Genomic DNA, 23420 nt, shown 5'->3' with positions numbered 1-23420 from the left:
TTGACGCACGTCGAACTTAGGTGCAGGCTGGGTGGTGGCGCCGAACTGATCCGGTGCCCGCCTCTGATCCCCGCTCCCAGGATGGACGCACCATGGCAACGCTCGTACAGTTCGACCGGCTCGGCGGTCCTGAGGTCCTGACCCTCCGCACCGTCGAGGTGGGCGCCCCAGGCGCGGGAGAGGTGCGGATTCGCGTCGACGCGATCGGCCTGAACCGCGCCGAGGTCATGTACCGCGAGGGCGGTTACTTCTACCAGCCGGTCTTCCCCTCCACCCTCGGCTACGAGGCCGCGGGCGTGGTGGAGGCGGTCGGCGAGGGCGTGAACGGCTTCACCGAGGGCGACCCGGTCTCCGTCGTGCCGGCGTTCCTGCAGAGCGAGTACGGCACCTACGGCGACCACGTCGTCATTCCGGCCTCGGCCGTCGTGCCCCGCCCCGCGACCGTCGGCCCCGTCGAGGCAGCAGGGGTGTGGATGGCCTATATCACCGCCTACGGCCCCCTTGCCGAGAGCGGCCGGGTGCGTCCGGGCGACCATGTGCTGATCACCGCGGCTTCCAGCAGCGTCGGCCTGGCCGCTGTCCAGGTCGCCCGTCATGTCGGGGCGATCCCCATCGCCACCACCCGCGGCGCCGGCAAGAAGCAGCGTCTCCTGGACGCCGGCGCGGCCCACGTCATCGTCACCGACGACGAGGACCTCCCCGCCCGTGTCAAGGAGATCACCGGCGGTGAGGGGGTCCGGCTGGCCTTCGACCCGATCGCCGGCCCCGGCGTCGAGACCCTCGCCCAGGGCATCGCCCCCGGTGGCAGCCTGGTCGTCTACGGCGCCCTGGACGCTCGCCCCACCCCGCTGCCCAACGCGCAGTCGTTCCCGGCGCTGACGAGCAGCACCTACACGCTCTTCGAGATCACCACGGACGCCGAGCGCCTGCGCCGCGCGGTCGCGTTCGTCAACGCGGGCCTCGCCTCGGGATCCTTCACCCCGGTCATCGACCGGACCTTCGACCTCGCCGATATCGCCGACGCCCATCGCTACCTGGAGGCCAACGGCCAGGTCGGCAAGATCGTTGTCACCGTTCGCCACGACGACGCGTCCTGAACCCGGGCGCGCACCACCGCGCGAGAATCCACGCGCCGGACCACGAAGGAGTCAGATCATGAGCCGTACTGTCCGCTTCCACCGGACCGGCGGGCCCGAGGTCCTGCGGCTGGAGGAGGTACCCGACCCGGTGCCCATGGAAGAGGAGGTCCTCATCCGCACCCGGGCGCTGGGGTTGAACAGGGCGGAGTCGATGTTCCGACTGGGCCAGTACGGCATCGACCCGGTCCTCCCGTCAGGTCTCGGCTACGAGGCGGCCGGCCTGGTCGAGGCCCTCGGGCCTGGTGTCACCGGCCTGCATGTGGGCGACGCAGTCAGCGTGGTGCCCTCGTTCACCATGACCGACTACCCCGTGCACGGTGAACTCGTCCTCGCCCCCGCCCACGCCGTCGTCGCCCATCCCGAGAACCTGACCTTCGAGGAGGCGGCCTCGGTGTGGATGCAGTTCATCACCGCCTACGGCGGGCTGGTCGACCTGGCGGCCGTGCGCCCCGGGGACACCGTGCTGGTCCCCGCCGCGTCCAGCAGCGTCGGCCTGGCCGCGATCCAGATCGCGCACAAGGCCGGCGCGCGCGCGATCGCGCTGACCCGCACCAGTGCCAAACGCCGACACCTGCTGGACGCCGGCGCCGACGCGGTCATCGCCACCGCCGAGGAGAACGTCGTTACCCGCGTGCACGAACTGACCGACGGTGAAGGCGCCCGGGTGATCTTCGACCCGGTCGGCGGCCCCGCACTGGCCGACCTCATCGAGGCAGCCGCCCACGAGGCTGTCATCGTCGTCTACGGCCTTCTGGACCGCGAGCCCGTACAACTGAACGTGGGCACCGTGCTGTTCAAGCACCTGACCATCCGCGGTTTCGAACTGTTCGAGATCACCACCGATACCCAGCGCCGGGCTTCCGCCGTCGAATTCGTCCGGGACGGGCTCGCCAAAGGCGAGCTGACCCCGGTCATCGACAGGACCTTCCCCCTGGACGCCATCGTCGACGCCCACCGCTACCTCGAAGCCGGCTCCCAGGTCGGCAAGATCGTCGTCACCGTGGCCGCCGAGGAGAACGCGTCCCGAGTGTGACCGGAGGCCGACCGGCGCGGGGCGCGAGGAACAGCACACTCATCGGTACGCCTGCCTCAGTGAGCACGACGCGTTCGCCGGTGGACTCGACCAGCGAGACGAGGCGCTCGTAGTCGATCGGGTCCGCAGCGTACCGACGCTCAACAACGATCTTCACATCATCCATGGAGCCTGACGCTACCGGCCGACTACGACAGTCGTACGGACTGTTGCCCGCCCCCGGCCGAGGCAGCCGCTTGCTGCCTTGCCCGTGCCACGGGGCCCACGGCAGACCAGCCACCTACCTCTGACCCGAGAGACGCGCCCGCACCCATGTCCGGTCCTCGGTCACGTACTTGTCCACCTTCAGACCCGCCTCCGCGAGTGCCCCCTCGAACTGCTGCGTCGTCAGCGGTCGGGACAGGAACGTCTGTGTCCAGGTGGCGTCCGGGAACTCGTACTCCGCGTGGACCGAGTTCGCCCCGTCGCCGGTCGGTTCCGCCGACACGATCCGTACCGTGAAACCGCTGGGATCGACACGCTCACGCGGCAGGTTCGTGTGCCAATCGTCACCCTCTCGCTGGATCAGCACGCAGCCGTCCGCCGCGACATGCCGGACACAGGTGCGCAGCAGCGCACGCCGCACTTCAACGTCTCCGGCGTGTACAAGGAACGATGCGAGCATCACCGCGTCGAACGTCTCGCCCAGGTCGAGGACCTCGATCGGGCTGCATATCGTGCGCGCGCCACGGACGCGGTCGAGCATCTCCTGGGACTCGTCCACCGCAGTCACCGCAAGCCCCCGCTCCAGAAGCGGGTGGGTCACACGTCCCACACCGCAGCCCAGCTCCAGGATGCGCGCACCGGCCGGCACGGCAGCCGCGACGACGTCCGGCTCGGACCCGACCGGCAACCGCGAGTACAACTCGACCGCGCAGCCGTCCGGAGTGATCGCTCCTGGCCCGCTCCCCTGATGTCCCGCTCGCACACTCAGCTCCATACCCGTCCAACGGGCCGGATCAGACGGCCGTTCCCCAACTCGGGCTGCTTCCTCCAGGGCGCGCGTGGTGCTGCCACACCCGCAAGACGCCTGCCCCTGCGCAGCCCTCGGCACAGGCACACGGCCAGATTTGATACGGATCCGGCATGAATATATGCCGGTTTGATGCTGGACGCCGATCCGCTGTCGCTCGGAAACTCTCGCATAGCACATCCGCCCCGCCCCTTCCACCCATCGCGCTCTCCCGCGCGGAAAGCCCAGGCCACCGGATGACGAGAAGAGGACTCATGCCAGGGTTCACCAGACGTACGGCCCTCACCATCGCCGCAGGCGCCGTCACCGCGGCTGCGGCAACTCCCGCAGCGACCGCGGCGGCGGCCGACGCCGCGGCAGCGGACCGGTCGACGGCGCCCGGGCCGAATCCGGTTCTGCGGTGCGACCTGCTCACGCGGGTGACGCCGAGGCACAACTGGCTGGTGGCAGCCGTCGCCATCCGGTACGCGGTACCCATCGATCTGCGCGGAGGTGTGATCCCGCCCTCCGCGTTCCAGGTCACCGCCACCGTGGGCGGGAAGACTGCGGCCCGGACGGTGACCCGCGTCTATCCGAACACCACAGCCGAGGTGGACGACCGGGCCGACCCCGGACGCCCGGGAGACCACCTGATCATCGAACTCGACCCCGGCGACACCAACGCGCGGGCTGCCGGGGCGACCGATCCGCTTCCCCTCGACCGCGCCTACGCGGTCAGGCAGGTGGCCGATGTGACGGCGCGCGGCGGCGGCCCCGTACTCGCGGCGCGTCCGTTCGCCGTCCGGAACGACGGTGTGCGCACCCCCGTGGTGGACGACTTCACCACGGGATCGTTCACCGACTCGACCGGGTTCGAGCTGGACTTCCGCCTCCATCAGCCGGCCGGGTACCTACGGCACCCCGGGGCGGGCACCCGGTACCCGCTCGTGGTCACGCTGCACGGCGGCGGCGAGGTCGCCGACAACAACATGACCCAGCTCACCGCCAACCGGATCGCGGTCACGTTCGCCAAGCCTGAACGCCAGCGCAGGAACCCGGCATTCGTGCTCGCCCCGCAGATCCCGCTGCCCCGCCCCGTGGAGGGCCCGGACGGCACGGACTGGACCGATGCCAAGGTGCAGGGCGCACTGGTCGAGCTCATCGACGCCGTGACGGCCGCGTACCCGGTCGACGCGGACCGGCTCTACCTCGTCGGTCTGTCGTCGGGCGCGCGGGGAATCCTCAACCTGCTCCCGAAACAGCCCGGCAGGTATGCCGCGGCCCTCGCCACCGCCGGCTGGGGCGACCCCTCCGTCATGGAAAGGATCACGCGCATCCCGCTGTGGGCCGACCATTCCGTCGACGACCCCGTCGTCCCCTACAAGGAGGGTCGCTTCGGCAAACCCGGTACCTGGACGCTGATGAACGCATTGGAGAACGCAGGCGCCAAGGTCACCCGCGGGCAGTGGGGCAACGACCTGCCCAAGGCACAATTCGAGGCCCACTCCCGGGCCCTGCTGCACCAGGCCCGCCGCACGGGCAGTCATACGCTGTTCACCAGCTACCCGGCCGGCACGACACCGGTGAGCCCCCACGGGGCCTGGGCACAGACGTACGAGAACGACGTCGTCATCGACTGGCTCTTCGACCAGTCGCGCCGATGAGCTGAGTCGGAGCTTCGTCGGCAGTAGGCGATGCGTTCGGCGAGACGGGGCTCGTAGGAGACACCGGGGAGAGTGTCGACGGGGTGGTGACGATCTCGCACAGGCCGGGTTCCAGGAGCGGCAGCAGTGCGGAGGCGAGAACCGCGAGGGGACTGCTCCCGGACGCGGGCCGCATGACGACGACACGGGCTCCGCGCGCCCGCCGCCGTGGCGCCACACCGGCCGGCGCGAGCGACGACTTGCCGGATCCCGACGGCGCCACGACGGTGACGCGGCGCTCGGCAGCCGGCGCCCGCGCCGCCTTGTCGCTCTCCTCCTGCCGACCGTGGAAGAGCGCCGCATCCGACTCCTGGAACGCCGTAAGGCCCCGGAACGGCGACGGAGGCAGCGCGACCGCATGCAACTCGGGACGGGCGGCCAGCAGACCGTCGGTGGGGATCAGGTAACTGACGGGCGGCTGCCCGGACTCGGCCACCGTGACCATGCCGACCCACACCCGACAGCCGGTCGTCCCACACCGGGCCGCCACTGAAGCCCCGCGAGACCGGATAGCCGTCACCGGCAAGATCGGCCTGTACCCGCGGGAGGCCGGGGACCCGGACACCGAACAGGCGCTGGTGGGGCCTGGCGGCTGCGTCTGCGTGAACTCCTGCGCGACAATCCGAGTATCGCCGCCGACCTGCGACAACTGCTCGACGAGCATCTCACCCCGGCTCTCCCGGCGAACGAACGGACCGAGGTCCGGTCGGTTGTCATGAGGGTCGAGGCGCGTGACAACTCCCGTGTGTATAGGGCGGGCGGAGACCAGCACATCTCGGGCGCGTGAACGCACCCGCCCGCGATCCGGAGCCGACCGGCGTCCAGATCGAGGCTCAAGCTCGTGACAGCGCCCAGGTCTACCTATCGAGCAGGGATATCTACGTCACCCAGTCCGGCTCGGTGGCCGACGACAGGCATGACCGTCACCAGGGCATGGCCGATGCTCTTCGGGTGTTCGGAGGCCCGTTGCTCCTGCTCTGCGGATGCGCGGCGCTCGTCGGAGTGGGACTGTTCGGTCCGGGGAGTCTGGATAGCGGCCCCCTAAGACTGATATCGCTGATTGCGGGCTTGTGCGGACTGCCCATGGCGCTCGACCGGATGCGTCACGCCTCCTGGCGCCGGCAGCAGAACCGGCTGCTGAACAACCCCGCGCTCATGCGCCGTCATGACCGGGGTCCGGACCGCACGGCGCAGCGTCTCGCGAGGGCACTGCGCTCGCAGTGGGAGGCCCAGGAGAGGCTGCGCAAGGTGCAGCATCTCAGTCCGCTGCCGGTTCGCCGGATCACCGAGGAACGGCCTTCCGACCATTGGTCCAGCGTGCGCGGGGACGGCGGGTGCGACACTCCGTTGGACCTCTCGGGCGGCTTCGCTTCCGTTACCGAGACAACGCCCGGGTGCCTTCCGGCAGGCCGCTCGTGGTCGGTGCCCCTGGTGCCGGCAAGTCCGTACTCGCCCCGCGGTTCGCGCTGGACCATCTGAGCGGGGCCAAGCCCGGCGGCCGCATTCCGGTGATGCTTCCACTGGCATCCTGGGATCCGACCAGCCAGGACCTGGTGTCCTGGGCGGAAGCGCGGCTGATCCTCGACCATTCCTGGCTGGCGGCCCGCACCGCCTGGGGGACCGCCCTCGCCGTCGAACTCCTGCGCACCGAAAGACTGCTGCTGATACCCGACGGCTTCGACGAGATCCGGTCCGAGGCACGCCCCGAGGCCGTCCGGCGATTGCGCGCTTCACTCGGGCACGCAGAACCCGTCGTCATCACCAGCCGGGGCGACGAGTTCGATGCCGCCACCGCCTCGGCAGGCTTCCTGCTGCCCGCCACCGCCGCTGTCCGCCTGCTGCCCTTGGGCCTGAACGACGTGGCCGAATATCTGCGCCGCACCATGCGCAAGGTGGTCACCGGTGACCTGGTGTCCACGAAGTGGGACCCGCTGTTCGCACGGCTGCGCGAGGACAGCGGCGTCGCACACACCAACCGGCTGCGCAACGTCCTGACCACTCCACTCATCGAGGCACCGCTACTGACGGCCCAGTCGACGGGGTTGACGGCGTCGCGGCCTCGTTGGCTTTCCAAGTCATCAGGGCGGCCGCGGGCAACAACAGCGGCACGGCGGCCCTCACACAGGGGTCGCCGCCCGCCCGCAGGTTCCCCAGTCCGAGGGAAGCGACAGTGGCTCTGCGGTCCTGGCGCAGCACCCACCGTGGGCTGCGCGCAGAGGACAGGGGGCGGCGGGGAGACATCCGGTCCGTAGGCATCGGCGGCCGAGCTGATAAGCAGCAATTGCCGATACGAGCGTCAGGGCGCCCGGGAGAAGCTGCAGAAGCGTCTACTTCCAGGGGAGCGCACGTATGCACACACAGCGCCAGCCGGGCCGGGGCCGGTCTTCGGACGGGCCCGGCCGACCTGCGATCTCACCGGCAGCCGGACGAAATCGCCCGCACGCTGCCGCTGCCGGCATCCTCGACCATGCCGAGCACGATCGGGGCGAACGGGGCGATCTACACCGGCCCCGCCAAGATCGCGTCACACCCATCACAACACGGCCGGACCGGCTCGGAGTCGCTCCGGCCGATGCCTCGGCAGAACGCTGATGCTGCCGAGATGCCCGGCGGCAGCCCGACCGCTGCCCTCGCTCGCGACGTGATCCACTCGGCAGGCTGGAGGGAGTGCTTGCCTGCGATTACCTGGCCCCGTCCACAACGGCCGTCGGGAGCACAGACGGCGTGAGAGTAAAGGCATGATGGTGAATTCGGATGGCACAACGGCGAGACATCGACCGTGCGGCGCCGCAGAGTTGGCCGTGAGCGCCGAACACACCGGTGTGACATCCATGCGGATGCCATGGCACTCGGATGCCATGGCATCGGCACGCGGAGACCACTGGCCGCAGCGGACCGTCCCTCCCCTAAGTGACATCCACCCCTTCATTTCTCCGCGCAGCCAGTGCCATGCACGGCGCTGACCACCTGCCCGCTCCGGTAGCCGGGCCGCAGTGCGCACGGGCGCGCATCACCAAGGAGTACGTTCATGATCGAGTCCATGCCATCGGTTTTCGACGAGCTCGTCGCGGCCGGTCCACCGGACGCCGGTACCTCCTTGTTCGACACCGCCTGTGTCCTGGGCGGCAGCGTCGCCGGGCTGTTGGCCGCGCGGGTTCTGTCCGACCACGCACGCCGTGTTGTCGTCGTGGAACGCGACAACCTCGACGGGCCCGTCGGGTCACGGGCGGGAGTGCCGCAGGTCCAGCAGGTACACGCACTGCTGCCTTCCGGCCTGCACTGGATCGAACGCTGGCTGCCGGGATTCACCCAGGACGCCCGGGACAAGGGCGCGGTCCTGGGCACTCCCGCTCAGGTGCTCATCACCCACGACGGCTCCTACCAGCCGAGCGGCTCCGTGGCGCACTCCCTGCTCACGGCCAGCCGACCCTTCCTCGAAGCCCGTCTGCGCGACGCGGTGACGGCCCTGCCCAACGTATCCGTCCTTCGCGCCAGGGTGACGGGACTGGATTACCGTGACGACGCCGTCGGCGCGGTGCGGTACGTCGGCGACGAACCGGGTGTCCTCGCCGCGGACTTCGTCGTCGACGCGATGGGGCGCGGCAGCAGACTGGCGGAGTGGCTGGAACAGGACGGTTTCGACAAGCCGGCGATCGAGCGGCTGCAGAGCCCGATCAACTATGCGACCGCCCTCTTCGAGCGTCCCGAGCAAGCGGTCGACCTGGAGGTGTCGACCGCACTCGGGACCTTCACCCCGCAGTACAGAACCGACGGGGTGTCCATCGCCACCCTGTCCGCGGTGGAGGACGAGCAGTGGATCGTCATGCTGGTGGGCTTCGGCGAGGACCGGCCAGGTGCGACCACCGAGGAGTTCCGTACGGTGTGCGCGAGTATGCCCGAGGTCTGGCGCGAAGCCACCAAGGGCGCCGTCACCCGCGACGTCGTCACCTACCGACAGGCCGACAGCCGGCGACGCGACTTCGTCGGCGCGAACCGTCTGCCGGCGCGGCTCGTCGCTGTGGGGGACGCCGTGGCCTCCTTCAACCCCATCTACGGCCAGGGCATGTCCTCGGCGGTGCTGCACGCCTCATGCCTGTCCCGGTACCTGGTCGGCGGGCACCGTTTCGACTCCCCCGCCACCGCGTTCTTCGATCTGCAGCAGGTGGTCGTGGACGCCGCGTGGGCCGTGTCCGCCGGCGGCGACATGGCACGCCTCGACGCGCTGAACGGAACCGACGTGCCCGAGGACGTCCGCCGCCGGCGATGGGCCCTCGAACAGATCATGACCGCCGCCATGAGCGACAGCACGGTCGCCCGGGCCTTCAACGATGTCTCCTTCATGCTCCGCCACCCGGGCACCCTGGCCGACCCCGCACTGCTGGAGCGAGCGGTGGCGGTCACCAAGGAACAGCTCTGACCGGCTCCACGCACTACTGGAACACCACCGTTCTTGAGAACGGCACTCTCAGGGCCGAACGGTTATGCACAGCGCGCACGCAGGACGTCAATGAGCCCGGCTGACCCGAGAGTTCGTATGTGGGAGCTGACCGGCGGGATCCCCCGCTCGCGCAGTTCAGTACGGTGCCGCCCGTCGTGATCGCCCAGTCACACTGCCGGCGCCCTCACCGACCCGCCCACAACATCAGGGCCTCACACCGCCCGCACGCCTTCACGGTCTTCGAGGGCGCTGATGGTGCTCCTGAAGATCGCGGGTACGGGGTTCGTCGCCCGGCGTGGTGGCGATGTCGTCGGCCGTGCGGCGCGCTGCCGCGAGTTCGGCGGCGGTCGGGTCCAAGGACAGGCGGACCTCGAACAGCCGGCGGGCCTCGTCGGAGTTCATCACGGAGACCCGGACGTCGCGGTGGGTCTCGACCGTGAGCAGCCCCTCGCTGCTGAGGAGCCGGATCGCCTCGCGCAGGGGCGTGACGCTGTTCTTCGTGTGCGTCAGGCGGTGAAGTCCGTTGTGGACTCGGCGCGTTGCGGGGAGGTACGGGCCGACCGCAGGTGGTCGTGGAGGGCCGCGAAAGCCGTGCAGGTGAGTGGGAGGGTCACGGCCGCGGTGACCAGGATGCCGACGATGACGGGCGCGAGGATGCCGGCGTAATACGCGGCGAAGAAGTTACCCGTGGCCTGTTCGAGGGAGGCGCGTACGAGGGGGCGCAGCGGCAGGGCGAGCTGCGTCACCAGCCGGACCAGCCCGGCGATGAGCGCGGCCGAGGGCAGGGCGAGAGCGAGGACACGGGTCATTCCGGTGCGCGTCCACGTCAGCGACCAGGAACGGCGCAGGGCTGCGCGGGGGCCGAGGCCACGGGCCGCGGCGGCCGGGGCGAGGGTGAGCGCGAGGCGCAGCAGCACGGCGGCGAACACGGCGGCGGCAGGAGAGGCCGCGACGAGTGCGTAGGGCCACGATCCGCGTTCCAGGGGCTGCGGGGTGTCGAGATGACTGCCGGTGAGACTGTTCGCCACGGCTCCGACGAGCAGCGGCAGGGGCCATACGATCAGGCCGCGCAGCGCGTACACGGCGAACACCGGTCGCAGCCGCGCGGGGACCGCTCCACGTGACCGGGTCCGTTTGCGGGGGTCCTTGAGGCCCTGCCGCGACCGCCCGGGAGCACACGGTCTGCAAAGCCGCGCTGCCGGCGCCGAGAAGGGCCAGGAAGATTGGGAGCGTGCAGAGGGCGACCCGTACCAGGTCGGTGTGGTCGTGGGAGTAGGGGTCCTCGATGTGCCGGTACCAGATGCGTTGGTTTCGCATGTGGGTGAAGAGGGGCCAGGCGAGGGCGAATATCGCGGCCGTCGTCAGCAGCCCGGCCAGTCCGGTCAGGCCGACGACGCGTACCGTCGCACCCGCCAGAGTGCCCCGGTGCCGGCGCAAGACGGCGAACGCTGTTGCCATGACGCCGCGTTCCGGACTTCCGCCCGTCGTCGGCACCGGGTGGTCGTGCTGTGTGAGCATGGGGCGAGCCTTCTGTACGTTCCGAGTCCGTTCCGGACAAGGACGCCGGGCGGGCCGGGCACGGTTCTCCGGACGAGTCACGGTCTTGGCGGCAGGGCCGGAAGTCCACACCTCGCGCCCGGTACGGACGGTTGCGCACGAGGCGGGCGCCGGAGCGGGCTGCGGAGCCGTGCGTACATGACGAATCCGGGGTGTTCTTCGGGCGGCCGAGGGGCTGGAGGGCCAGGTCGAGCCGGGTCGTGACTGGGTGCTACCGCAGGTAATCTCCGGCCTGGGCTCCGAGGACGTTCAGGAGAGCCAGAGCCTCGGCGCCCGGGGATCCCGGCGGCGCGCTGTAGAGCACGAGGTGCTGGTCGCGGTCCGTGAGTGTGAGCGTGTCGCAGTCGACGGTGACTTCCCCGACGACCGGGTGCCGGAAGGACTTCGTGAGCGTCGGTACGGACTGCACGTCGTGCCGCTCCCAGAGCCGGGCGAAGTCGGGACTGGTGTCGCGCAACTCGTCGACGAGGCCGGTCACCGCGGGATCCGTGGGATAGCGGGCGAGAGCGACCCGGAGTTCCGCCACCACTCGGTGGCGGAACTCGGCGGCGTCGGAGACTCCGTACAGCGAACTCTCCGTGATCTCCGGCCCGGTGAACGCCCTGCGTGCGAAATTGCGGTCCTTGGGGGCGTGCGCGGCGAAGTCCTCCATGAGCGCGGCTGCGAGGTCGTTCCACGCGAGAACCTCGAACGCGGCGGACATCACGAAGGCGGCCGTCTGCGGCAACCGCTCAAGGAGGGTGAGGATGCTCGGGCGGACGTCGCGCCGGTGCAGCCGGGTACGGATCGGCGCGGTACCCGCGAGGACGTGGAGGTGGTCGGCCTCGGCGTCGGTCAACCGGAGCGCGCCCGCGATCCCGGCGAGAACCTCGCCCGACGGCCTCGGTGCCCGGCCCTGTTCGAGCCGGACGTAGTACTCCGTGGAGATGTGCGCGAGCACCGCGATCTCCTCGCGGCGAAGCCCCGGGGTCCTGCGCCGCGGGCCTGAGGGGAGGCCGACGTCCTGCGGCCGGAGCCGCTCGCGCCGGCTGCGGAGGAATGCCCCGAGTTCCTGCTTGTCCATACCTGAAGTGTGCGCCCTGGCCGCCAGCGGATCGTAGTACTGGCTGTGCCTGTATCCGGTACCGATCCGGAACGACGGTGGTGGCATGACAGAAAACACCACCACCGCACCCATCGGCCTGCTCACCGGCAAGGTCGTGTTCATCACCGGCGCCAGCCGCGGCATCGGCGCGGCCGCGGCCCGGCTCTTCGCCTCCGAGGGCGCCGCCGTCGTGCTCTCCGCCCGCGGCGCGGACGCCCTCGACCGCATCACCGCCGAGATCCGCGCCCACGGCGGTGTCGCCGACGCCGTCCCTCTGGACCTCGCCGACCGGGCGAGCATCCGCGCCGCGGTCGACCGCGTCGAAGAGCTGCATGGGCGGCTGGACGGCGCCTTCAACAACGGCGCGGCGATCCAGCAGCCCGGCCCGGTCGACACCACCAGCGACGAGGACATCGACGAGCAGTTCGCCGTGAACTTCCGCTCGCACTGGACGGCCATGACCGCTGAGGCCGCGCTCATGCGGCGAGGCGGCGGCGGGGCGATCGTCAATACCTCCAGCATCGGCAGCCGCCGCGCGAACCCCGCCCTGCCCGCGTACGGGGCCATGAAACGCGCGCTCAACAGCCTCACCGAGACCGCCGCGGTGAACTGGGCCCGCGACAACATCCGGGTGAACGGCATCACGCCCGGCGGCACCGCCACGGAAATGATCGACGCCTGGGAAGCGGCCACGCCCGGCACCGTCGAGCGGCTGACCGCAACGATCCCGCTCGGCCGGATGGCCGAGCCCCGGCAGATCGCCGAGGCTGCCGCATGGCTGCTCAGCGACCGGGCATCGTACGTGACCGGCGCGATCATCCCGGTCGACGGCGGGGCCGGTGCCTGAGCCGCGGAGTGCGCCGGCCGAGGCGGACCCGCGTGCGGCGGTCGACCTCGGCAGAGCCTCCAGGACATGCCCCCGGTTGATCGACTCGGTGGCCGGGGCATGTCTGAGCCGGTTACTCGCCGGCGGCCCGGCCGGCGATCGGGGCGGTCGTATCACGGTCAGTGACCGGTGGCCGAGGAGCGCTGCTACGGCAGTCGACAACACCACGCTGGATGCGACTCTGCGGCCCGGTGGGATCCGTGCTGTGGGGCGCGGGTTCGGAGCAGCCGCTCGGACGGCTGCTCCGAACCCCCGGCCGGTCAGTTGACGGCCAGAACAGCCCTGTTGTTCGTGAGATCGGGGTCGAAGTCGAAGGGGTATTGGCCGAACTCGCCGTATGCGGGGTGGACGCTCACGGCACCGGTCGCGCCGGGCACCACGGTGTCGACCCGCACGGAGAACGCGAACGTGCGCTGCGTGTCCTCCAGCACCCAGTACTGCAGGTCGCAGTCGTAGCGCGGGGCGCCCGTCCGCTTCGGGTAGTAGCCGCCGTCGAGGGTGCGCGGGTAGCAGTCGGACGGCACGCCGGTGACCGTGGTGCCCTCGGGCACGATCAGCCGGACCTGGGCGGCCGCGTCGCCGGAGCCGAGGTTGCCGAACCAGGCGGGGCCGTTGTTCTTGAACGTGAGCTCTGCTGTGACCGTCTCCCCCACCGCGCCGGAGACGGCGTCGCCGGTCACCGAGAAGTCCGCGGTGTTCTCCACGCCGATCTGGAGGATCTCGTAGTCGTTCTGGGAGTCGATGTCCTGGGCGCCGTCGCCCGGTTCGACATCGATGTCCAGCCGCTCGTTCAGCGCGTGCGAGGCGAGTCGCACCGTCAGCGGCTCGGGCAGCGCGAAGGAGTCGCCCGGCGCCAGCACCTGGTCGAACGTGCAGGCTGCCTTGGTTGACGGTGCGAAGTCGTTGCCGTCCGTCGTGGTGTAGGTGCAGGCGTCGTACCGGGTCAGATCCGTCAGGCCGTACGAGGCGTACAGCGCGACGGTGAAGCCGTTCGCGCTTCTGTTGCCGTTGTTGGTGACCTTGAACGGGATCGTCCGCTCATCGCCGGGCCGACCGTCCTCGATGTCGGCGACGGGCTCGATGGCGAGATCGGGCCCGGCGCCGACGGTGAGCGTGGTGTCGAAGCTCTCGTGCGGCGCGGTGAGCGTGCCGTCGGGCCCGCCGGTGGCCGTCGCCTCGTAGGTGATCCTGCCCTGCGCGCCGACTTCGGCACCGTCGGCGGCGCGCACTGTCAGGAACACCTGGTCCTCGTAGTCGCCCCCGATCACGGGCACCACGGGGACGTCGCACACCGCGCTCGTGCCGCTCGGCGTGCAGTTGTCGGGCCAGGTCACTTCGGCGACCCCGGCAAGGTCGGAGACGTCGATGCTGAGCCTGCCGTCGGTCACCGTGAAGTTCTTGTTGTCGTGGTAGATGCCGACGCCGAGGGTGCGGGGCTGCGGCTCACCGCCGTCGATGCCGAGCGGCAGCGTCTGCTCGTACGGCTCGTTGATCCACAACTGGTCGGTCTGCGGCGGGTCGTCGTCAGCGAACGCGGGCGCGGCGACGCCGACAGTCAGCAGACCGGCCGCCACCGCCACGGCGGCGCCGGATCTGAGACGTACCGGGCGTCCAGCAGAGAACAGTCTCATTGCTACCCCCCAAGGGTGTGGTAACGCGACTGACGCGCCGGCAGCCCCGGCGCACCTGAAGGATCATCACACGGAAGGAATCCCACCGCTCCCCGGTTTTTCGGCCCTGTAGCGGAGGGATGAATTCACCCTCGTCGACAGCCGACGGCCCCTGATCACTCCGTGTCCGGGCCGTCTCCCTGCCTGAACTGCTGATGCCGGCACAGGCCGCCGGTTGTTCTTCACGAACCGGCGACTCCGCGAAGGGCGTTGGCCGAAGAGACTCACCAGCAGCTTCATGCCTCGACGATGACGGTGCCATGGCTGATTCCGGACGTCGCCGTGACTCATCTTGTCGGTCATGTGCCAAGTAAACAGGTGGCCACTGACAACGGGCCCTTCGATCAAGTTGTCACGTCGGCATCAGACACAGCTTCCGAGTTCATCTCGCCGGACGCCGAGCTTCCGGCCCGTCAGCTCTTGGCGCATGGTGTGGAAGGGCGTCACGTTTTCGGAGACCGGTACGGCGCGGCGGGCACTTGGTGCTCACCGTCAGCGCCGATTGACTGCGATTCCCCTGTCGACCCGCCCGCCCTGATGGTGTGCTACTGAAAGAACGGTGTTCCATACCGACGGCGTACCGCCGGGCAAGGACCATCTGCCGCTGATCCCCAAGGGCACGGTGGGTCTGACCATCGATGGGCATGACAGTCTGTACGGACCGTCGGGGATGCGCACCAACGAGTCCTCGCGGCCGTTCGAGATCCGGCTGGGCACCCGTTCCTGCACCGCCGCCGATGTGCCGCGGCTGGAGACGGTCCTCGCGGACCCGGCACTGCGCACCCGCCCGGTCCACGAGATCACCCACCGCTGAGGCTTCACCCACCACGCCGTCTTCATCCGCGCCTTCGCCCTGGGGAGGAACGCGACCGTATGACGGAGGGCATCACCTTCCTGACCCGCAACCGGTACGCGACGGCGAGCGCCTCGGCGCGGTGCGCGACGGTAACCGCTCCGGCTTGCTCCCTCCGCCGGTACAATCGGCAAATAATTTGAACATGTTCAATAAGAGGGGAACAGGTCATGCCCGAGCCGACCATGCCCACCCGGACGGACACTCCCGCCGATGCCCTGGGGCCCACCGCACTTGTTCTCGGCGCCCTCTCCACGGTGGGCGTCTGCGCGCCCGCACTCTTCCTGTTCCCCTGGGCGGTCATCGCCGGAGCCCTCGCCGTCACTCTCGGCGCGACGGGTATCCGCTACGCCCTCCAGGGAACCGGCCGCCTGTGCACCGCTGTCGCGGGGACCGTCCTCGGCGCCGTCGGATTCGTCGGCACCGGGGCTCTCATCTGGGTGCTCGGCGTTTCCTGAAGCGTGTCGCAGAAGGTTGCGGGCGGGCAGGTTGGGGCTGGTCCGGTCATGCGGTCAGGGCGAGGTCGTGCCTATGGGCGACGGCCTGGACCGGGGCGTTTGCGGTACGGGACGACAAGGTAGGCGTTTTCGGCACGGTTGCGGCGTCGGCGATCTCCAGTGGGTCGACGTGGCGACAGTTGGAGAGGCGAGCCAAGGCCGAGCACTCCCAGTGGCGCAGACAACTGCGACGAGACGCGTACAGCGCTTTCCTCGCCCCGGCCGATGAGACGCGCAGCGCTCTGAAGATGGCTGCACGAGCACTGATCGGCGATGCCCCAGACGTGGCGGAGGCCGACCGGCGGCTCCGGATCGCGCAAGATCAGTTGGTTCTGGCGCAGGCGGCTTGGGCCGGCCTCACAGTCGAGGGGCCCGAGTCGGTGGAGCAGGCCGCCCACAGCGTTCACCTGGGGCTCCACTCGATGCATACGACTCTTCTCGCCTGGCGCGACTCCTCGGGTGCCCCGGATCGCAACGTAAAGTTCGTCGAGCGTCACGCTGTCGAGGTGACCATGGTCTCCGAGCGCCTCGGCAGCTTCACGTCGGCGGCGCGAGCCGCTTTGGACGACACGAACCTTCCGTCAGGCAGGCGCAGTTGACGGTCCGGCGCGAACCCGCGGCGCGCTCGGCCGGCCCCGGTTCGGCGGGACGGATGGCGCCGGGGCTGACGCCGTGTTCGCCGGTCAGGGTGGTGATGGAGCGGCCCTCCGGGTACGCGGTGCGGACCGGATCGATCCGCCCGGCCGGGGTTGCCGGGCGGCGGCCGCCCCATGAACTCCACCGTGGACAGCAACTCGCCTGTGCGCGGGTGGCCGGCGGTGAGGTCCATCGGGGACGGCGCGCCGCCGTGGATACGCGGGGCGAGACGACCGCGGTGGAGGATCGAGCACGTCGAGGATGTACCGGGGCCCGCGCACGAGACCGAACATCTCGGAGACGTGCACGGTGTCGCCCCGTCGCGCGTACATGAGCGGCTCATCGGACGTCGGCCGCTGGAGCGGGTGGAGGTGGCTGGAGGTGCCCGCGTCCTCCCCGGAATGTCCGGGCTCGGTGAACGCTTCCGCCGCCTGTCGGCGGGCGATGGCGAACTCAAGGAGCCAACGGGGTAGCCCGCACGGCGATTTGCTGCGGCTGCGGCGTTCGGATCCGGCCCGGCAGAAAGCCAGGAAAGCCAGGTCAGCGTCGGCTTCGGGCCAGGTCCCCGACTGTCAGCGGTGGATCGCCGAGCGCGAAGAGCGGTTCCGGTGGCACCGACCGGTCAGCGGAACGCGGGGGCGTTGCGGGCGGCCCAGTCGGCGAAGGGACGCGGAGCGCGGCCGAGGACCCGTTGGACGTCCGGGCTGACGCGCAGCTCGGCCGGGTTCGGGGAGCCGAGGATGTCCAGAGTGTCGTCGGCGAGCTCCGCCGGCATGCTCCGGGTCATGCCGGCCTTGGCCTCGTCGCGGGTGAGCTCGTGGAACCTCACCGGCGAGCCCAGCTCGGTGGCGATGGCCTCCGCCTGCTGGCGCGGAGTGATCACCTCCGGGCCGGTCAGCTCGAACACACCCCTGGTGTGCCGGTCGTCCAGCAGGCAGGCCGCCGCGACCGCGGCGATGTCCGCCGGGTCGATGATCGGCACCCCGACGTCACCGAAGGGCGCGGCGACGACCCGTTGCGTGCGGACGGACTCGGCCCACCACAGGGCGTTGGAGGCGAAGCCGCCCGGCCGCAGGATGGCCCACTCCAGGCCGGACTCCCGCAGCAGATCCTCCAGCGCGCGCATCGCGATCCGCGTGGCGCCGAAGGGCCTGGTCACCACCCCCAGTGTGGAGAGCAGGACGACCCGGCGGACCCCGCTGTCCGCGGCTTCGCCGATGATGTCGGCAGGGCGGGCGCCCGTGGCGTGCAGGTCGCCGGAGAGCAGCAGGAACAGCGCCTTCGCCCCGGCCAGCGCGGGCTTGAGGCCGGCCGGCTCGGCCAGGTCGGCCGCCACATGACGGACGCCGTTCGGCACCACGGCCGTGTGCCGTGACACCGCCGTCACCTGCTCGCCCGCCTCGGCCAGCGCCTGCGTCAACGGCCGGCCGATATTCCCGGTAGCCCCGGTCACCACGATCATGATCAGCTCCTTGTCGGATGTCTTCTGTGGTCTTCACGCTAGGAGACTGGGCTAACTCTTGGTAAGGACATACCTAGAGGTAAGCTGATGACGTGACAGGAAGCGTGCAGCGCAGACAGGCCGGTGCAGCGGAGCGGTATGACGTGTTTCACACTGACTGCCCCGCGCGCGATGTGGTCGACCATGTGACCAGCAGGTGGGGCATCTGGGTGCTGATCTCCTTGCGGAGCAACGAACTCCGGTTCTACGAGCTGCGCGAGAGCATCCAGGGCATCAGCGAGAAGATGCTCGCTCAGACCCTGCGCGCGCTGGTCCAGGACGGCCTGGTCTGGCGGGAGGTCGAACCGACGACGCCGCCCCAGGTCACCTACGGACTGACCGAGTTCGGCCGGGACGTCGGCGAGCCGCTGACGGATCTGTTCGACCGGATCACCCGGCGACTGCCGCCGCGCAACGCGGGATAGCACGGTGGTGGCCGGGCACGCATCCGCGACGCGGTGGACATGTTGCTGAGCCAGATCCTCGCCCTGATCCCGTAGCGCCCTACGGCCGCCCCGAACGCGCCGCATGACCTCCAGATGGAAGAACACGTTGTGCCGTGATCCGTGCCCGGCACAACGGCGAGGCCGGCAGCGGATCGACAAGCATCTGGGCGTCTCCCGATAGCCGGTGTGGAAGAAGTACCAGCTCGCCCGTTCCACCGAGGATGTCGACCCCGCCTACGCGAAGGCCGGATCGCCTTCGGTCGTACGGGGCGACCTGCTGCAGCGCGCCGACACGCAGGGCCGCGGATCAGAACCTCACCCTCCGGTGTGGTGAACGAGGCGCCGACCGCACGGTCCAACCACCTGGCCGCACCGCACCGCGACGCCGGCCACTCCTTCGGGCCCTGACCGCGCCGTTCGTCGTGCCCGGCCCGGCGGGCGTCGCGGTGCGCACGGCCACAGGAAGCACTTCCGCCGTCCGATCTCCCGCTTGGCGCCGCTCCACAGGGACACAACTACGCAGGGCTCGGTTCAGCCTGCGAGGCGGTGTGCGAGATGGAGCAGATCCGCCAGGTGCAGCACTCGTCCGTCGAATCCCGGGAGGGGGAGATGGAGCGGCTGGGTCCAGCGGGCGGGGATTGCGTCCAGCCCGTAGTACGCACCCGCGAGGCCTCCGGTCACCGCGGCGACGGTGTCCGTGTCACCGCCGAGATCGATCGCCGCGCGTATCGCGTCTTCGAAGCCGGTGGTGGTACGCAGGGCCCAGACCGCGGAGCCCAGGCAGGGCCAGACGGCACCGTTGAACTCGGTCGCCTGATCGGGGTGCCAGTCGGGCGCGAGGACGGTGGCGTAGCGGCCGCGGTGGTCGGGGTGGACGAGAGCCAGGATGTGCGGGAGCGCGGTGAGGGGGTCGGTGTCCTCGAACGTGACGCGGACGAGCTCGTGGAAGATCGCGGTGCCCTCCCAGGCCGCGCAGTCACCGTGGGTGAGGGCAGCGATGCGGCGGGCCGCGTCCATGCTGGCCTTCCGACCGGCGGCCGCGAAGTGGACCGCGGAGGTCGATGCCCGCATCAAGGAGCCGTTTCCCGCTGCTCGCTGGTTGACCCGGGCATGCGTCACGGCGGCGAGGTCCCAGGGCATGCCGTTGGTCAGGACGTCCTCGGTCTGCAAACCGATGTCCTTCGGCTCTGACACCGCCCACCGCTGGAAGCGGGCGAAGATGTCCGGCAGATCCAGTCCGCCCCGCTCCAGCAGCGACTCCGCGACCAGGACGGCCATCTGCGTATCGTCAGTGGCCTCGCCGGGGTCCCAGCCACCGCCTCCGCACATCTCGCCACCGGCACCAGGCACGGGAAACCGCGCGGAGAACGCTCCCTGCGGACCGAACTCGAAGGGGCCGCCCAGGGCGTCACCCACCGCCGAGCCGACGATCACGCCGGCGGCCCGCTGAATCCGCTTCATCCGCGCAGGCTATCTGCGCCGCGCCGACTGCCGCGCGGCGTGCTTCCTTCGCCGTCTGGGCGGCCGGCGCGGGCGGCCGGTCCGCAAGGTGGGGTCAGCTTGTGGGCCAGGTACGCAGGAGGGCGGCGATGTCGCGGGCGGTGCAGGTGGGGGTGAGGAGGATGTCGCGTAGTGCGGTGGCGTGTTCGTGGGTGGGTTTGACGGTGATGCCGGAGGCCTCCAGGTACATGACGCCGGTGGCGGCGGCGACGGCGAGGTTGGAGCGTTCGAGCCATCGGCAGCGCCCGAGGGTGTGCACCAAGGCGGCGGCGCGGGTGTAGGGACCGTCGTAGACCGGCTGTTCGAGCAGTTCGGCGCGGTGCCGGGCGCAGGCGGCGACAGGGACACCGTAGTCGTCGGGGGCGGGGTCGCCCGCGCCGGCGAGTTCGGCGACCTGCAGGATCCAGGAGACGTCGATGTGCAGGTCCATTACGCGGCGTGGGCTCCTGGAGCATCCGTGGCCTTCTCGGCCTCGTCGAAGACGTGCTGGTGTTCGTCGAGGAACCGCCCGGCTGCGCTGACGGCGCGTGCGCGCAGGCCGCTCGCGTCCTCGAGAACGAGCTGTGCGAGGTAGTCCCCCAGAGGCAGTCCCCGGTCGACGGCCCGCTTGCGTGCGAGTTCGGCGATCTCGGAATCGACTCGGGCACCGAGCTGTGTCTTGGCCATACCCGCATGGTAACAGTTGTTACCATGCGGGTACACCCCTCCCGCCGGACTCCCACTCAGCGGCGCCCTTCCCACGCCTCATGAGCGCCGGCCTCAGAGGGAACGACGCGGACAACGGTGACGGTGAGCCGAGGCGGCCATTGGATGGAACGCGAGACACTGCCCCTGCCGCCCTCTGCGACCGCTCCCGCCTCGGCCAGGACCACTCCGGGAGGCTCGGCGGCGGGCGGGACCGATGCGGAGCGTCCCGCCCGCCGCAGGAGCACTCGATCGGGCCCGGGGTGTTACCAGTTCTGGCGGGTGGGTGAGATGACCAGGTCGTTGACGGTGACGTCGGCGGGCTGGTCGAGCGCGTAGACGACGGCGTCGGCGATGGACTCGGGGCTGATGGCGATGGCGTTGAGCTCCTGGGCAACCTGCCGTCCGACGGGGTCGGTGACCTTGTCGGCCCAGCCGGTGTCGATGACGCCCGGGCTGATCGTGGAGGCCTTGATGCCCTCGCGGACGCCGAGTTCCCTGCGCATGGACTCGGTCATGGCCTGGACGAAGAACTTTGTCGAGCTGTAGACACCGGCGCCGTCGCCGACCTGGTGTCCGGCGACCGAGTCCATGTTCAGGATGTGGCCGGACTTCTGGCGGAGCATCACGGGAAGGACGGCGTGAACGCCGTTGAGGTATCCGCGGATGTTCACGTCGAGCATCCGGTTCCAGTCGTCGAGCGCGAGGTCCTTCCAGTAGGAGAAGAGCATCAGGCCGGCGTTGTTGACGAGGACGTCGATACGCCCGTAGGTGCCGACAGTGAAGTCGGCCAGCGCCCGCATGTCCGCGGCGTCGGCGACGTCGGTGAGCCTGGCGACCGCGGTGCCGCCGGCCTTCTCGATGCCGGCGACCAGTTGGTCGAGGGCTTCCTGGCCACGGGCGGCGAGGACGACCTTGGCGCCGCGGGCGGCGAGGGCCTTGGCGCTGACTGCTCCGATACCGGAGGAGGCGCCGGTGATGACGACGACCTTGTCCTGAAGGTGGTTCATGGAAATCTCCCGGTGGGGTGGTTCCGCGCGTCTTCCCTGGTGAGGGCAGGGCGGTAGAGGTCGCAGGGGTCAGCGCCCGCCGCGCCTGACGACGTAGGCGTACTGCTCGGGCCAGCGGGGCTCGGCGTCGAGTTCGAGCGCGGCGTGCTGGGGCCAGTAGGGGTTGCGCAGCAGTTCACGGCCGAGAAGGACCGCGTCGGCCTGCCCGTCGGCGACGATCTCCTCCGCCTGTCGCGGCTCCGTGATGATGCCGACAGCAGCGGTGGGGATGCCGGTGGCCTGGCGGGCCTGGGTGGCGAAGGGCACCTGGTAGTTCGGTCCGGAAGGGATCTTGGCGTCGCGGACCATACCGCCGGTCGACACGTCGAGCAGGTCGACGCCATGGGCCTGGAGTTCCTTGGCGAGGCGGACGGTGTCGTCCCCGGTCCAGCCCTCGCGCTCGTCCTGCGGGTTCTCGGTCAGCCAGTCGGTGGCCGAGGTACGGAAGAAGACCGGCAGGTCCTCGGGCCACACCGTGCGGACGGCGTCGACGACCTCCAGGGCGAAGCGGATCCGGTTCTCGAAGCTGCCGCCGTAGGCGTCGGTGCGGCGGTTGGAGGCCGGGGAGAGGAAGGAGTTGATCAGGTAGCCGTGGGCGCCGTGCACCTCGGCGACCTGGAACCCGGCGGCCAGCGCGCGGCGTGCGGAGTCAGCGAAGTCCCGTACGAGCCGCTGGATCTCGTCCACGGTCAACTCGTGCGGAACAGCCAGTCCGTCGTACGCGATCGCGCTGGGCGCCACGGGCCGCCAGCCGCCCTCGGCCTCGGGCACGTACCGGTCGGACAGCCAGGGCTTGTCCACCGAGGCCTTCCGGCCGGCGTGCGCGAGCTGGATGGCGGGGACGGCACCGTGCGCCTTGACGGCCTGGGTGATACGGGCGAATGCCTCCTGCTGGCGGTCGTTCCACAGGCCCAGGTCCCAGGGGCTGATCCGCCCGTCCGGCCGGACTCCGGTGGCCTCGGCCATGACCAGGCCCGCGCCACCGGCGGCGCGTGACGCCAGGTGGGCGAGGTGGAAGTCGGTGGGCGCACCGGTCTGCGGACCGTCGCAGGCCGCGGAGTACATGCACATCGGTGACATCCAGACCCGGTTGGGTATCTCAAGGGATCGCAGGGTGATGGGGGTGAACAGCACGCTCATGGTGATTCTCTTTCGGGCGGGAAAAGGGCAGGCCAGGAAGGCCGGCGGGGGAAGGGGAGAGTGGGAGGGCACGCGTTCACGGGCGGGGAAGGCCTCGGCGTCCGCGATCGGGGATCTCGCTGATGACTTCGGCGGTCCGGCCGTCAAGGGTCTTGCCGGGCCTCCGGCCGGGGCGACTTCGTGGTCAGGCCGGCAGGCGGGTGTCGAGGACGAAGCCGACCTCGATGAGCTGGCCCGGGAAGAACAGCGAGGCGACACCGACGGTGGAGCTGGTGGGGCGGTGGGCACCGAAGTAGGCCAGGTTCGCCGCCGCCATCGCCATGTTGTACTTCGGCAGGTCCACGATGAACTGGGTCTCGGAGACGACCTGGTTGCGCGTCGCGCCGTAGTGGGCGAGCACTCTCTCGAAGTTGGCGTAGGACTGCCGGAGCTGGGCGTCGAAGTCGTCCGGGTGGAGGAAGTTGCCCTCCTCGTCGTGGGAGAGCTGCCCGGAGACATAGATCGTGTCGCCGACCTTGATGGCCTGGGCGAAGCCGAACTCCTTCTCGCCGGAGACGTCGTGACTGTAGGAATCGATGGCGGTCATGGTGCTGCTCCCTGCTGGTGGTGCGGT

Annotated in this window: 25 protein-coding genes; 12 read left to right on the top strand and 13 right to left on the bottom strand. The window is 70.1% G+C overall.

The genetic code is table 11. From position 1 onward, the window contains the following. Positions 1-92: 92 nt before the first annotated feature. A complete protein-coding gene (locus ACFXKG_RS20830; RefSeq protein WP_384840894.1) occupies positions 93-1097 on the top strand; it encodes a zinc-dependent alcohol dehydrogenase family protein in 1005 nt (334 codons plus the stop codon). A gap of 58 nt (positions 1098-1155) precedes the next feature. Then, positions 1156-2172: a zinc-dependent alcohol dehydrogenase family protein gene (locus tag ACFXKG_RS20825; RefSeq protein WP_384840891.1), complete on the top strand. Its 1017-nt coding sequence runs from the start codon at positions 1156-1158 to the stop codon at positions 2170-2172. A 280-nt stretch (positions 2173-2452) separates the two neighbouring features. Here the strand turns inward: ACFXKG_RS20825 and ACFXKG_RS20820 are convergent, their stop codons facing one another. Continuing rightward, entirely contained in the window at positions 2453-3139 is a 687-nt protein-coding gene (locus ACFXKG_RS20820; RefSeq protein WP_384840888.1) for a class I SAM-dependent methyltransferase, read from the bottom strand. Positions 3140-3438: 299 nt separating this feature from the next. On the opposite strand from ACFXKG_RS20820, the gene ACFXKG_RS20815 reads away from it, so the two are divergent. After that, positions 3439-4827: an alpha/beta hydrolase-fold protein gene (locus ACFXKG_RS20815; protein WP_384840885.1), complete on the top strand. Its 1389-nt coding sequence runs from the start codon at positions 3439-3441 to the stop codon at positions 4825-4827. Here ACFXKG_RS20815 and ACFXKG_RS20810 read toward each other — a convergent pair. After that, complete coding sequence (locus tag ACFXKG_RS20810; protein WP_384840882.1) at positions 4793-5311, bottom strand: hypothetical protein; 519 nt, start codon at positions 5309-5311, stop codon at positions 4793-4795. The two genes, ACFXKG_RS20815 and ACFXKG_RS20810, sit on opposite strands and share 35 nt — an antisense overlap. Before the next feature lie 338 nt (positions 5312-5649). On the opposite strand from ACFXKG_RS20810, the gene ACFXKG_RS20805 reads away from it, so the two are divergent. From ACFXKG_RS20805 to ACFXKG_RS20795, 3 genes are all read left to right on the top strand, one after another. Continuing rightward, positions 5650-6345, top strand: a complete 696-nt coding sequence (locus ACFXKG_RS20805) for a hypothetical protein (RefSeq protein ID WP_384840879.1) — start codon at positions 5650-5652, stop codon at positions 6343-6345. Then, on the top strand, positions 6261-7118 hold the full coding sequence (locus ACFXKG_RS20800; protein ID WP_384840876.1) for an NACHT domain-containing protein: 858 nt from the start codon (positions 6261-6263) through the stop codon (positions 7116-7118). The genes ACFXKG_RS20805 and ACFXKG_RS20800 overlap by 85 nt, the downstream gene beginning before the upstream one ends. A 776-nt stretch (positions 7119-7894) precedes the next feature. Beyond that, positions 7895-9283 (top strand): FAD-dependent oxidoreductase, encoded by a 1389-nt coding sequence (locus ACFXKG_RS20795; RefSeq protein WP_384840873.1) that lies wholly within the window; start codon positions 7895-7897, stop codon positions 9281-9283. Positions 9284-9535: 252 nt separating this feature from the next. On the opposite strand, the gene ACFXKG_RS20790 is transcribed toward ACFXKG_RS20795, so the two are convergent. From ACFXKG_RS20790 to ACFXKG_RS20780, 3 genes are all read right to left on the bottom strand, one after another. Beyond that, the gene (locus tag ACFXKG_RS20790; protein WP_384840871.1) at positions 9536-9706 is read right to left on the bottom strand and encodes a hypothetical protein; all 171 of its coding nucleotides are present in this window, start codon (positions 9704-9706) and stop codon (positions 9536-9538) included. Between the two features lie 104 nt (positions 9707-9810). Continuing rightward, positions 9811-10395 carry a hypothetical protein gene (locus tag ACFXKG_RS20785; RefSeq protein WP_384840868.1) on the bottom strand — a complete coding sequence of 195 codons (585 nt, stop codon included), beginning with the start codon at positions 10393-10395 and terminating at the stop codon, positions 9811-9813. Positions 10396-11072: 677 nt separating this feature from the next. Continuing rightward, positions 11073-11924, bottom strand: a complete 852-nt coding sequence (locus ACFXKG_RS20780; protein ID WP_384840865.1) for a helix-turn-helix transcriptional regulator — start codon at positions 11922-11924, stop codon at positions 11073-11075. Positions 11925-12009: 85 nt separating this feature from the next. Between ACFXKG_RS20780 and ACFXKG_RS20775 the strand changes: the two genes are divergently transcribed. Next, the gene (locus ACFXKG_RS20775) at positions 12010-12792 is read left to right on the top strand and encodes an SDR family NAD(P)-dependent oxidoreductase (protein WP_384840862.1); all 783 of its coding nucleotides are present in this window, start codon (positions 12010-12012) and stop codon (positions 12790-12792) included. A gap of 299 nt (positions 12793-13091) precedes the next feature. Here ACFXKG_RS20775 and ACFXKG_RS20770 read toward each other — a convergent pair whose 3' ends face one another. Further along, positions 13092-14462, bottom strand: a complete 1371-nt coding sequence (locus ACFXKG_RS20770; protein ID WP_384840859.1) for a hypothetical protein — start codon at positions 14460-14462, stop codon at positions 13092-13094. 598 nt (positions 14463-15060) lie between these two features. Here ACFXKG_RS20770 and ACFXKG_RS20765 point away from each other — a divergent pair. From ACFXKG_RS20765 to ACFXKG_RS20755, 3 genes are all read left to right on the top strand, one after another. Next, positions 15061-15315: a hypothetical protein gene (locus tag ACFXKG_RS20765; RefSeq protein ID WP_384840856.1), complete on the top strand. Its 255-nt coding sequence runs from the start codon at positions 15061-15063 to the stop codon at positions 15313-15315. A gap of 209 nt (positions 15316-15524) precedes the next feature. Continuing rightward, on the top strand, positions 15525-15812 hold the full coding sequence (locus tag ACFXKG_RS20760; RefSeq protein ID WP_384840853.1) for a hypothetical protein: 288 nt from the start codon (positions 15525-15527) through the stop codon (positions 15810-15812). 287 nt (positions 15813-16099) lie between these two features. Further along, positions 16100-16450: a hypothetical protein gene (locus ACFXKG_RS20755; protein WP_384840850.1), complete on the top strand. Its 351-nt coding sequence runs from the start codon at positions 16100-16102 to the stop codon at positions 16448-16450. Between the two features lie 659 nt (positions 16451-17109). On the opposite strand, the gene ACFXKG_RS20750 is transcribed toward ACFXKG_RS20755, so the two are convergent. Next, positions 17110-17949: an SDR family oxidoreductase gene (locus ACFXKG_RS20750; RefSeq protein WP_384840846.1), complete on the bottom strand. Its 840-nt coding sequence runs from the start codon at positions 17947-17949 to the stop codon at positions 17110-17112. Between the two features lie 92 nt (positions 17950-18041). On the opposite strand from ACFXKG_RS20750, the gene ACFXKG_RS20745 reads away from it, so the two are divergent. Together ACFXKG_RS20745 and ACFXKG_RS20740 are read left to right on the top strand one after the other, a co-directional pair. Next, positions 18042-18413, top strand: a complete 372-nt coding sequence (locus ACFXKG_RS20745; RefSeq protein ID WP_384840843.1) for a winged helix-turn-helix transcriptional regulator — start codon at positions 18042-18044, stop codon at positions 18411-18413. A gap of 205 nt (positions 18414-18618) precedes the next feature. Beyond that, positions 18619-18768, top strand: a complete 150-nt coding sequence (locus ACFXKG_RS20740; RefSeq protein WP_384840840.1) for a hypothetical protein — start codon at positions 18619-18621, stop codon at positions 18766-18768. A gap of 197 nt (positions 18769-18965) precedes the next feature. Here the strand turns inward: ACFXKG_RS20740 and ACFXKG_RS20735 are convergent, their stop codons facing one another. From ACFXKG_RS20735 to ACFXKG_RS20710, 6 genes are all read right to left on the bottom strand, one after another. Continuing rightward, a complete protein-coding gene (locus tag ACFXKG_RS20735) occupies positions 18966-19895 on the bottom strand; it encodes an ADP-ribosylglycohydrolase family protein (RefSeq protein WP_384840837.1) in 930 nt (309 codons plus the stop codon). A 94-nt stretch (positions 19896-19989) separates the two neighbouring features. Further along, complete coding sequence (locus ACFXKG_RS20730; RefSeq protein ID WP_384840834.1) at positions 19990-20364, bottom strand: fic family toxin-antitoxin system, toxin component; 375 nt, start codon at positions 20362-20364, stop codon at positions 19990-19992. Then, positions 20364-20600 (bottom strand): hypothetical protein, encoded by a 237-nt coding sequence (locus ACFXKG_RS20725; RefSeq protein ID WP_384840831.1) that lies wholly within the window; start codon positions 20598-20600, stop codon positions 20364-20366. Before ACFXKG_RS20725 ends, ACFXKG_RS20730 begins: the two co-directional genes overlap by 1 nt. A gap of 284 nt (positions 20601-20884) precedes the next feature. Beyond that, positions 20885-21628 (bottom strand): SDR family oxidoreductase, encoded by a 744-nt coding sequence (locus ACFXKG_RS20720; RefSeq protein WP_384840828.1) that lies wholly within the window; start codon positions 21626-21628, stop codon positions 20885-20887. A gap of 69 nt (positions 21629-21697) precedes the next feature. Then, on the bottom strand, positions 21698-22807 hold the full coding sequence (locus ACFXKG_RS20715) for an NADH:flavin oxidoreductase/NADH oxidase (RefSeq protein WP_384840825.1): 1110 nt from the start codon (positions 22805-22807) through the stop codon (positions 21698-21700). A 184-nt stretch (positions 22808-22991) separates the two neighbouring features. Further along, positions 22992-23393 carry a RidA family protein gene (locus ACFXKG_RS20710; RefSeq protein WP_384840822.1) on the bottom strand — a complete coding sequence of 134 codons (402 nt, stop codon included), beginning with the start codon at positions 23391-23393 and terminating at the stop codon, positions 22992-22994. Between the last annotated feature and the right edge of the window lie 27 nt (positions 23394-23420).

This window comes from Streptomyces sp. NPDC059255, from assembly GCF_042752355.1.
Taxonomy (GTDB): Bacteria; Actinomycetota; Actinomycetes; order Streptomycetales; family Streptomycetaceae; genus Streptomyces.
The sequence above is the reverse complement of the archived record's forward strand: the minus strand, read 5'-3'. Positions and strand labels throughout refer to the sequence as shown.

Bases quoted from the DNA above. Each gene is read 5' to 3' on its own strand.
- ACFXKG_RS20830 (WP_384840894.1), top strand. From the start codon at position 93: ATGGCAACGCTCGTACAGTTCGACCGGCTCGGCGGTCCTGAGGTCCTG.
- ACFXKG_RS20825 (WP_384840891.1), top strand. From the start codon at position 1,156: ATGAGCCGTACTGTCCGCTTCCACCGGACCGGCGGGCCCGAGGTCCTG.
- ACFXKG_RS20815 (WP_384840885.1), top strand. From the start codon at position 3,439: ATGCCAGGGTTCACCAGACGTACGGCCCTCACCATCGCCGCAGGCGCC.
- ACFXKG_RS20810 (WP_384840882.1), bottom strand. From the start codon at position 5,311: ATGGTCACGGTGGCCGAGTCCGGGCAGCCGCCCGTCAGTTACCTGATC.
- ACFXKG_RS20795 (WP_384840873.1), top strand. From the start codon at position 7,895: ATGATCGAGTCCATGCCATCGGTTTTCGACGAGCTCGTCGCGGCCGGT.
- ACFXKG_RS20790 (WP_384840871.1), bottom strand. From the start codon at position 9,706: ATGAACTCCGACGAGGCCCGCCGGCTGTTCGAGGTCCGCCTGTCCTTG.
- ACFXKG_RS20780 (WP_384840865.1), bottom strand. From the start codon at position 11,924: ATGGACAAGCAGGAACTCGGGGCATTCCTCCGCAGCCGGCGCGAGCGG.
- ACFXKG_RS20775 (WP_384840862.1), top strand. From the start codon at position 12,010: ATGACAGAAAACACCACCACCGCACCCATCGGCCTGCTCACCGGCAAG.
- ACFXKG_RS20770 (WP_384840859.1), bottom strand. From the start codon at position 14,462: ATGAGACTGTTCTCTGCTGGACGCCCGGTACGTCTCAGATCCGGCGCC.
- ACFXKG_RS20760 (WP_384840853.1), top strand. From the start codon at position 15,525: ATGCCCGAGCCGACCATGCCCACCCGGACGGACACTCCCGCCGATGCC.
- ACFXKG_RS20755 (WP_384840850.1), top strand. From the start codon at position 16,100: ATGGCTGCACGAGCACTGATCGGCGATGCCCCAGACGTGGCGGAGGCC.
- ACFXKG_RS20750 (WP_384840846.1), bottom strand. From the start codon at position 17,949: ATGATCGTGGTGACCGGGGCTACCGGGAATATCGGCCGGCCGTTGACG.
- ACFXKG_RS20735 (WP_384840837.1), bottom strand. From the start codon at position 19,895: ATGAAGCGGATTCAGCGGGCCGCCGGCGTGATCGTCGGCTCGGCGGTG.
- ACFXKG_RS20730 (WP_384840834.1), bottom strand. From the start codon at position 20,364: ATGGACCTGCACATCGACGTCTCCTGGATCCTGCAGGTCGCCGAACTC.
- ACFXKG_RS20725 (WP_384840831.1), bottom strand. From the start codon at position 20,600: ATGGCCAAGACACAGCTCGGTGCCCGAGTCGATTCCGAGATCGCCGAA.
- ACFXKG_RS20720 (WP_384840828.1), bottom strand. From the start codon at position 21,628: ATGAACCACCTTCAGGACAAGGTCGTCGTCATCACCGGCGCCTCCTCC.
- ACFXKG_RS20715 (WP_384840825.1), bottom strand. From the start codon at position 22,807: ATGAGCGTGCTGTTCACCCCCATCACCCTGCGATCCCTTGAGATACCC.
- ACFXKG_RS20710 (WP_384840822.1), bottom strand. From the start codon at position 23,393: ATGACCGCCATCGATTCCTACAGTCACGACGTCTCCGGCGAGAAGGAG.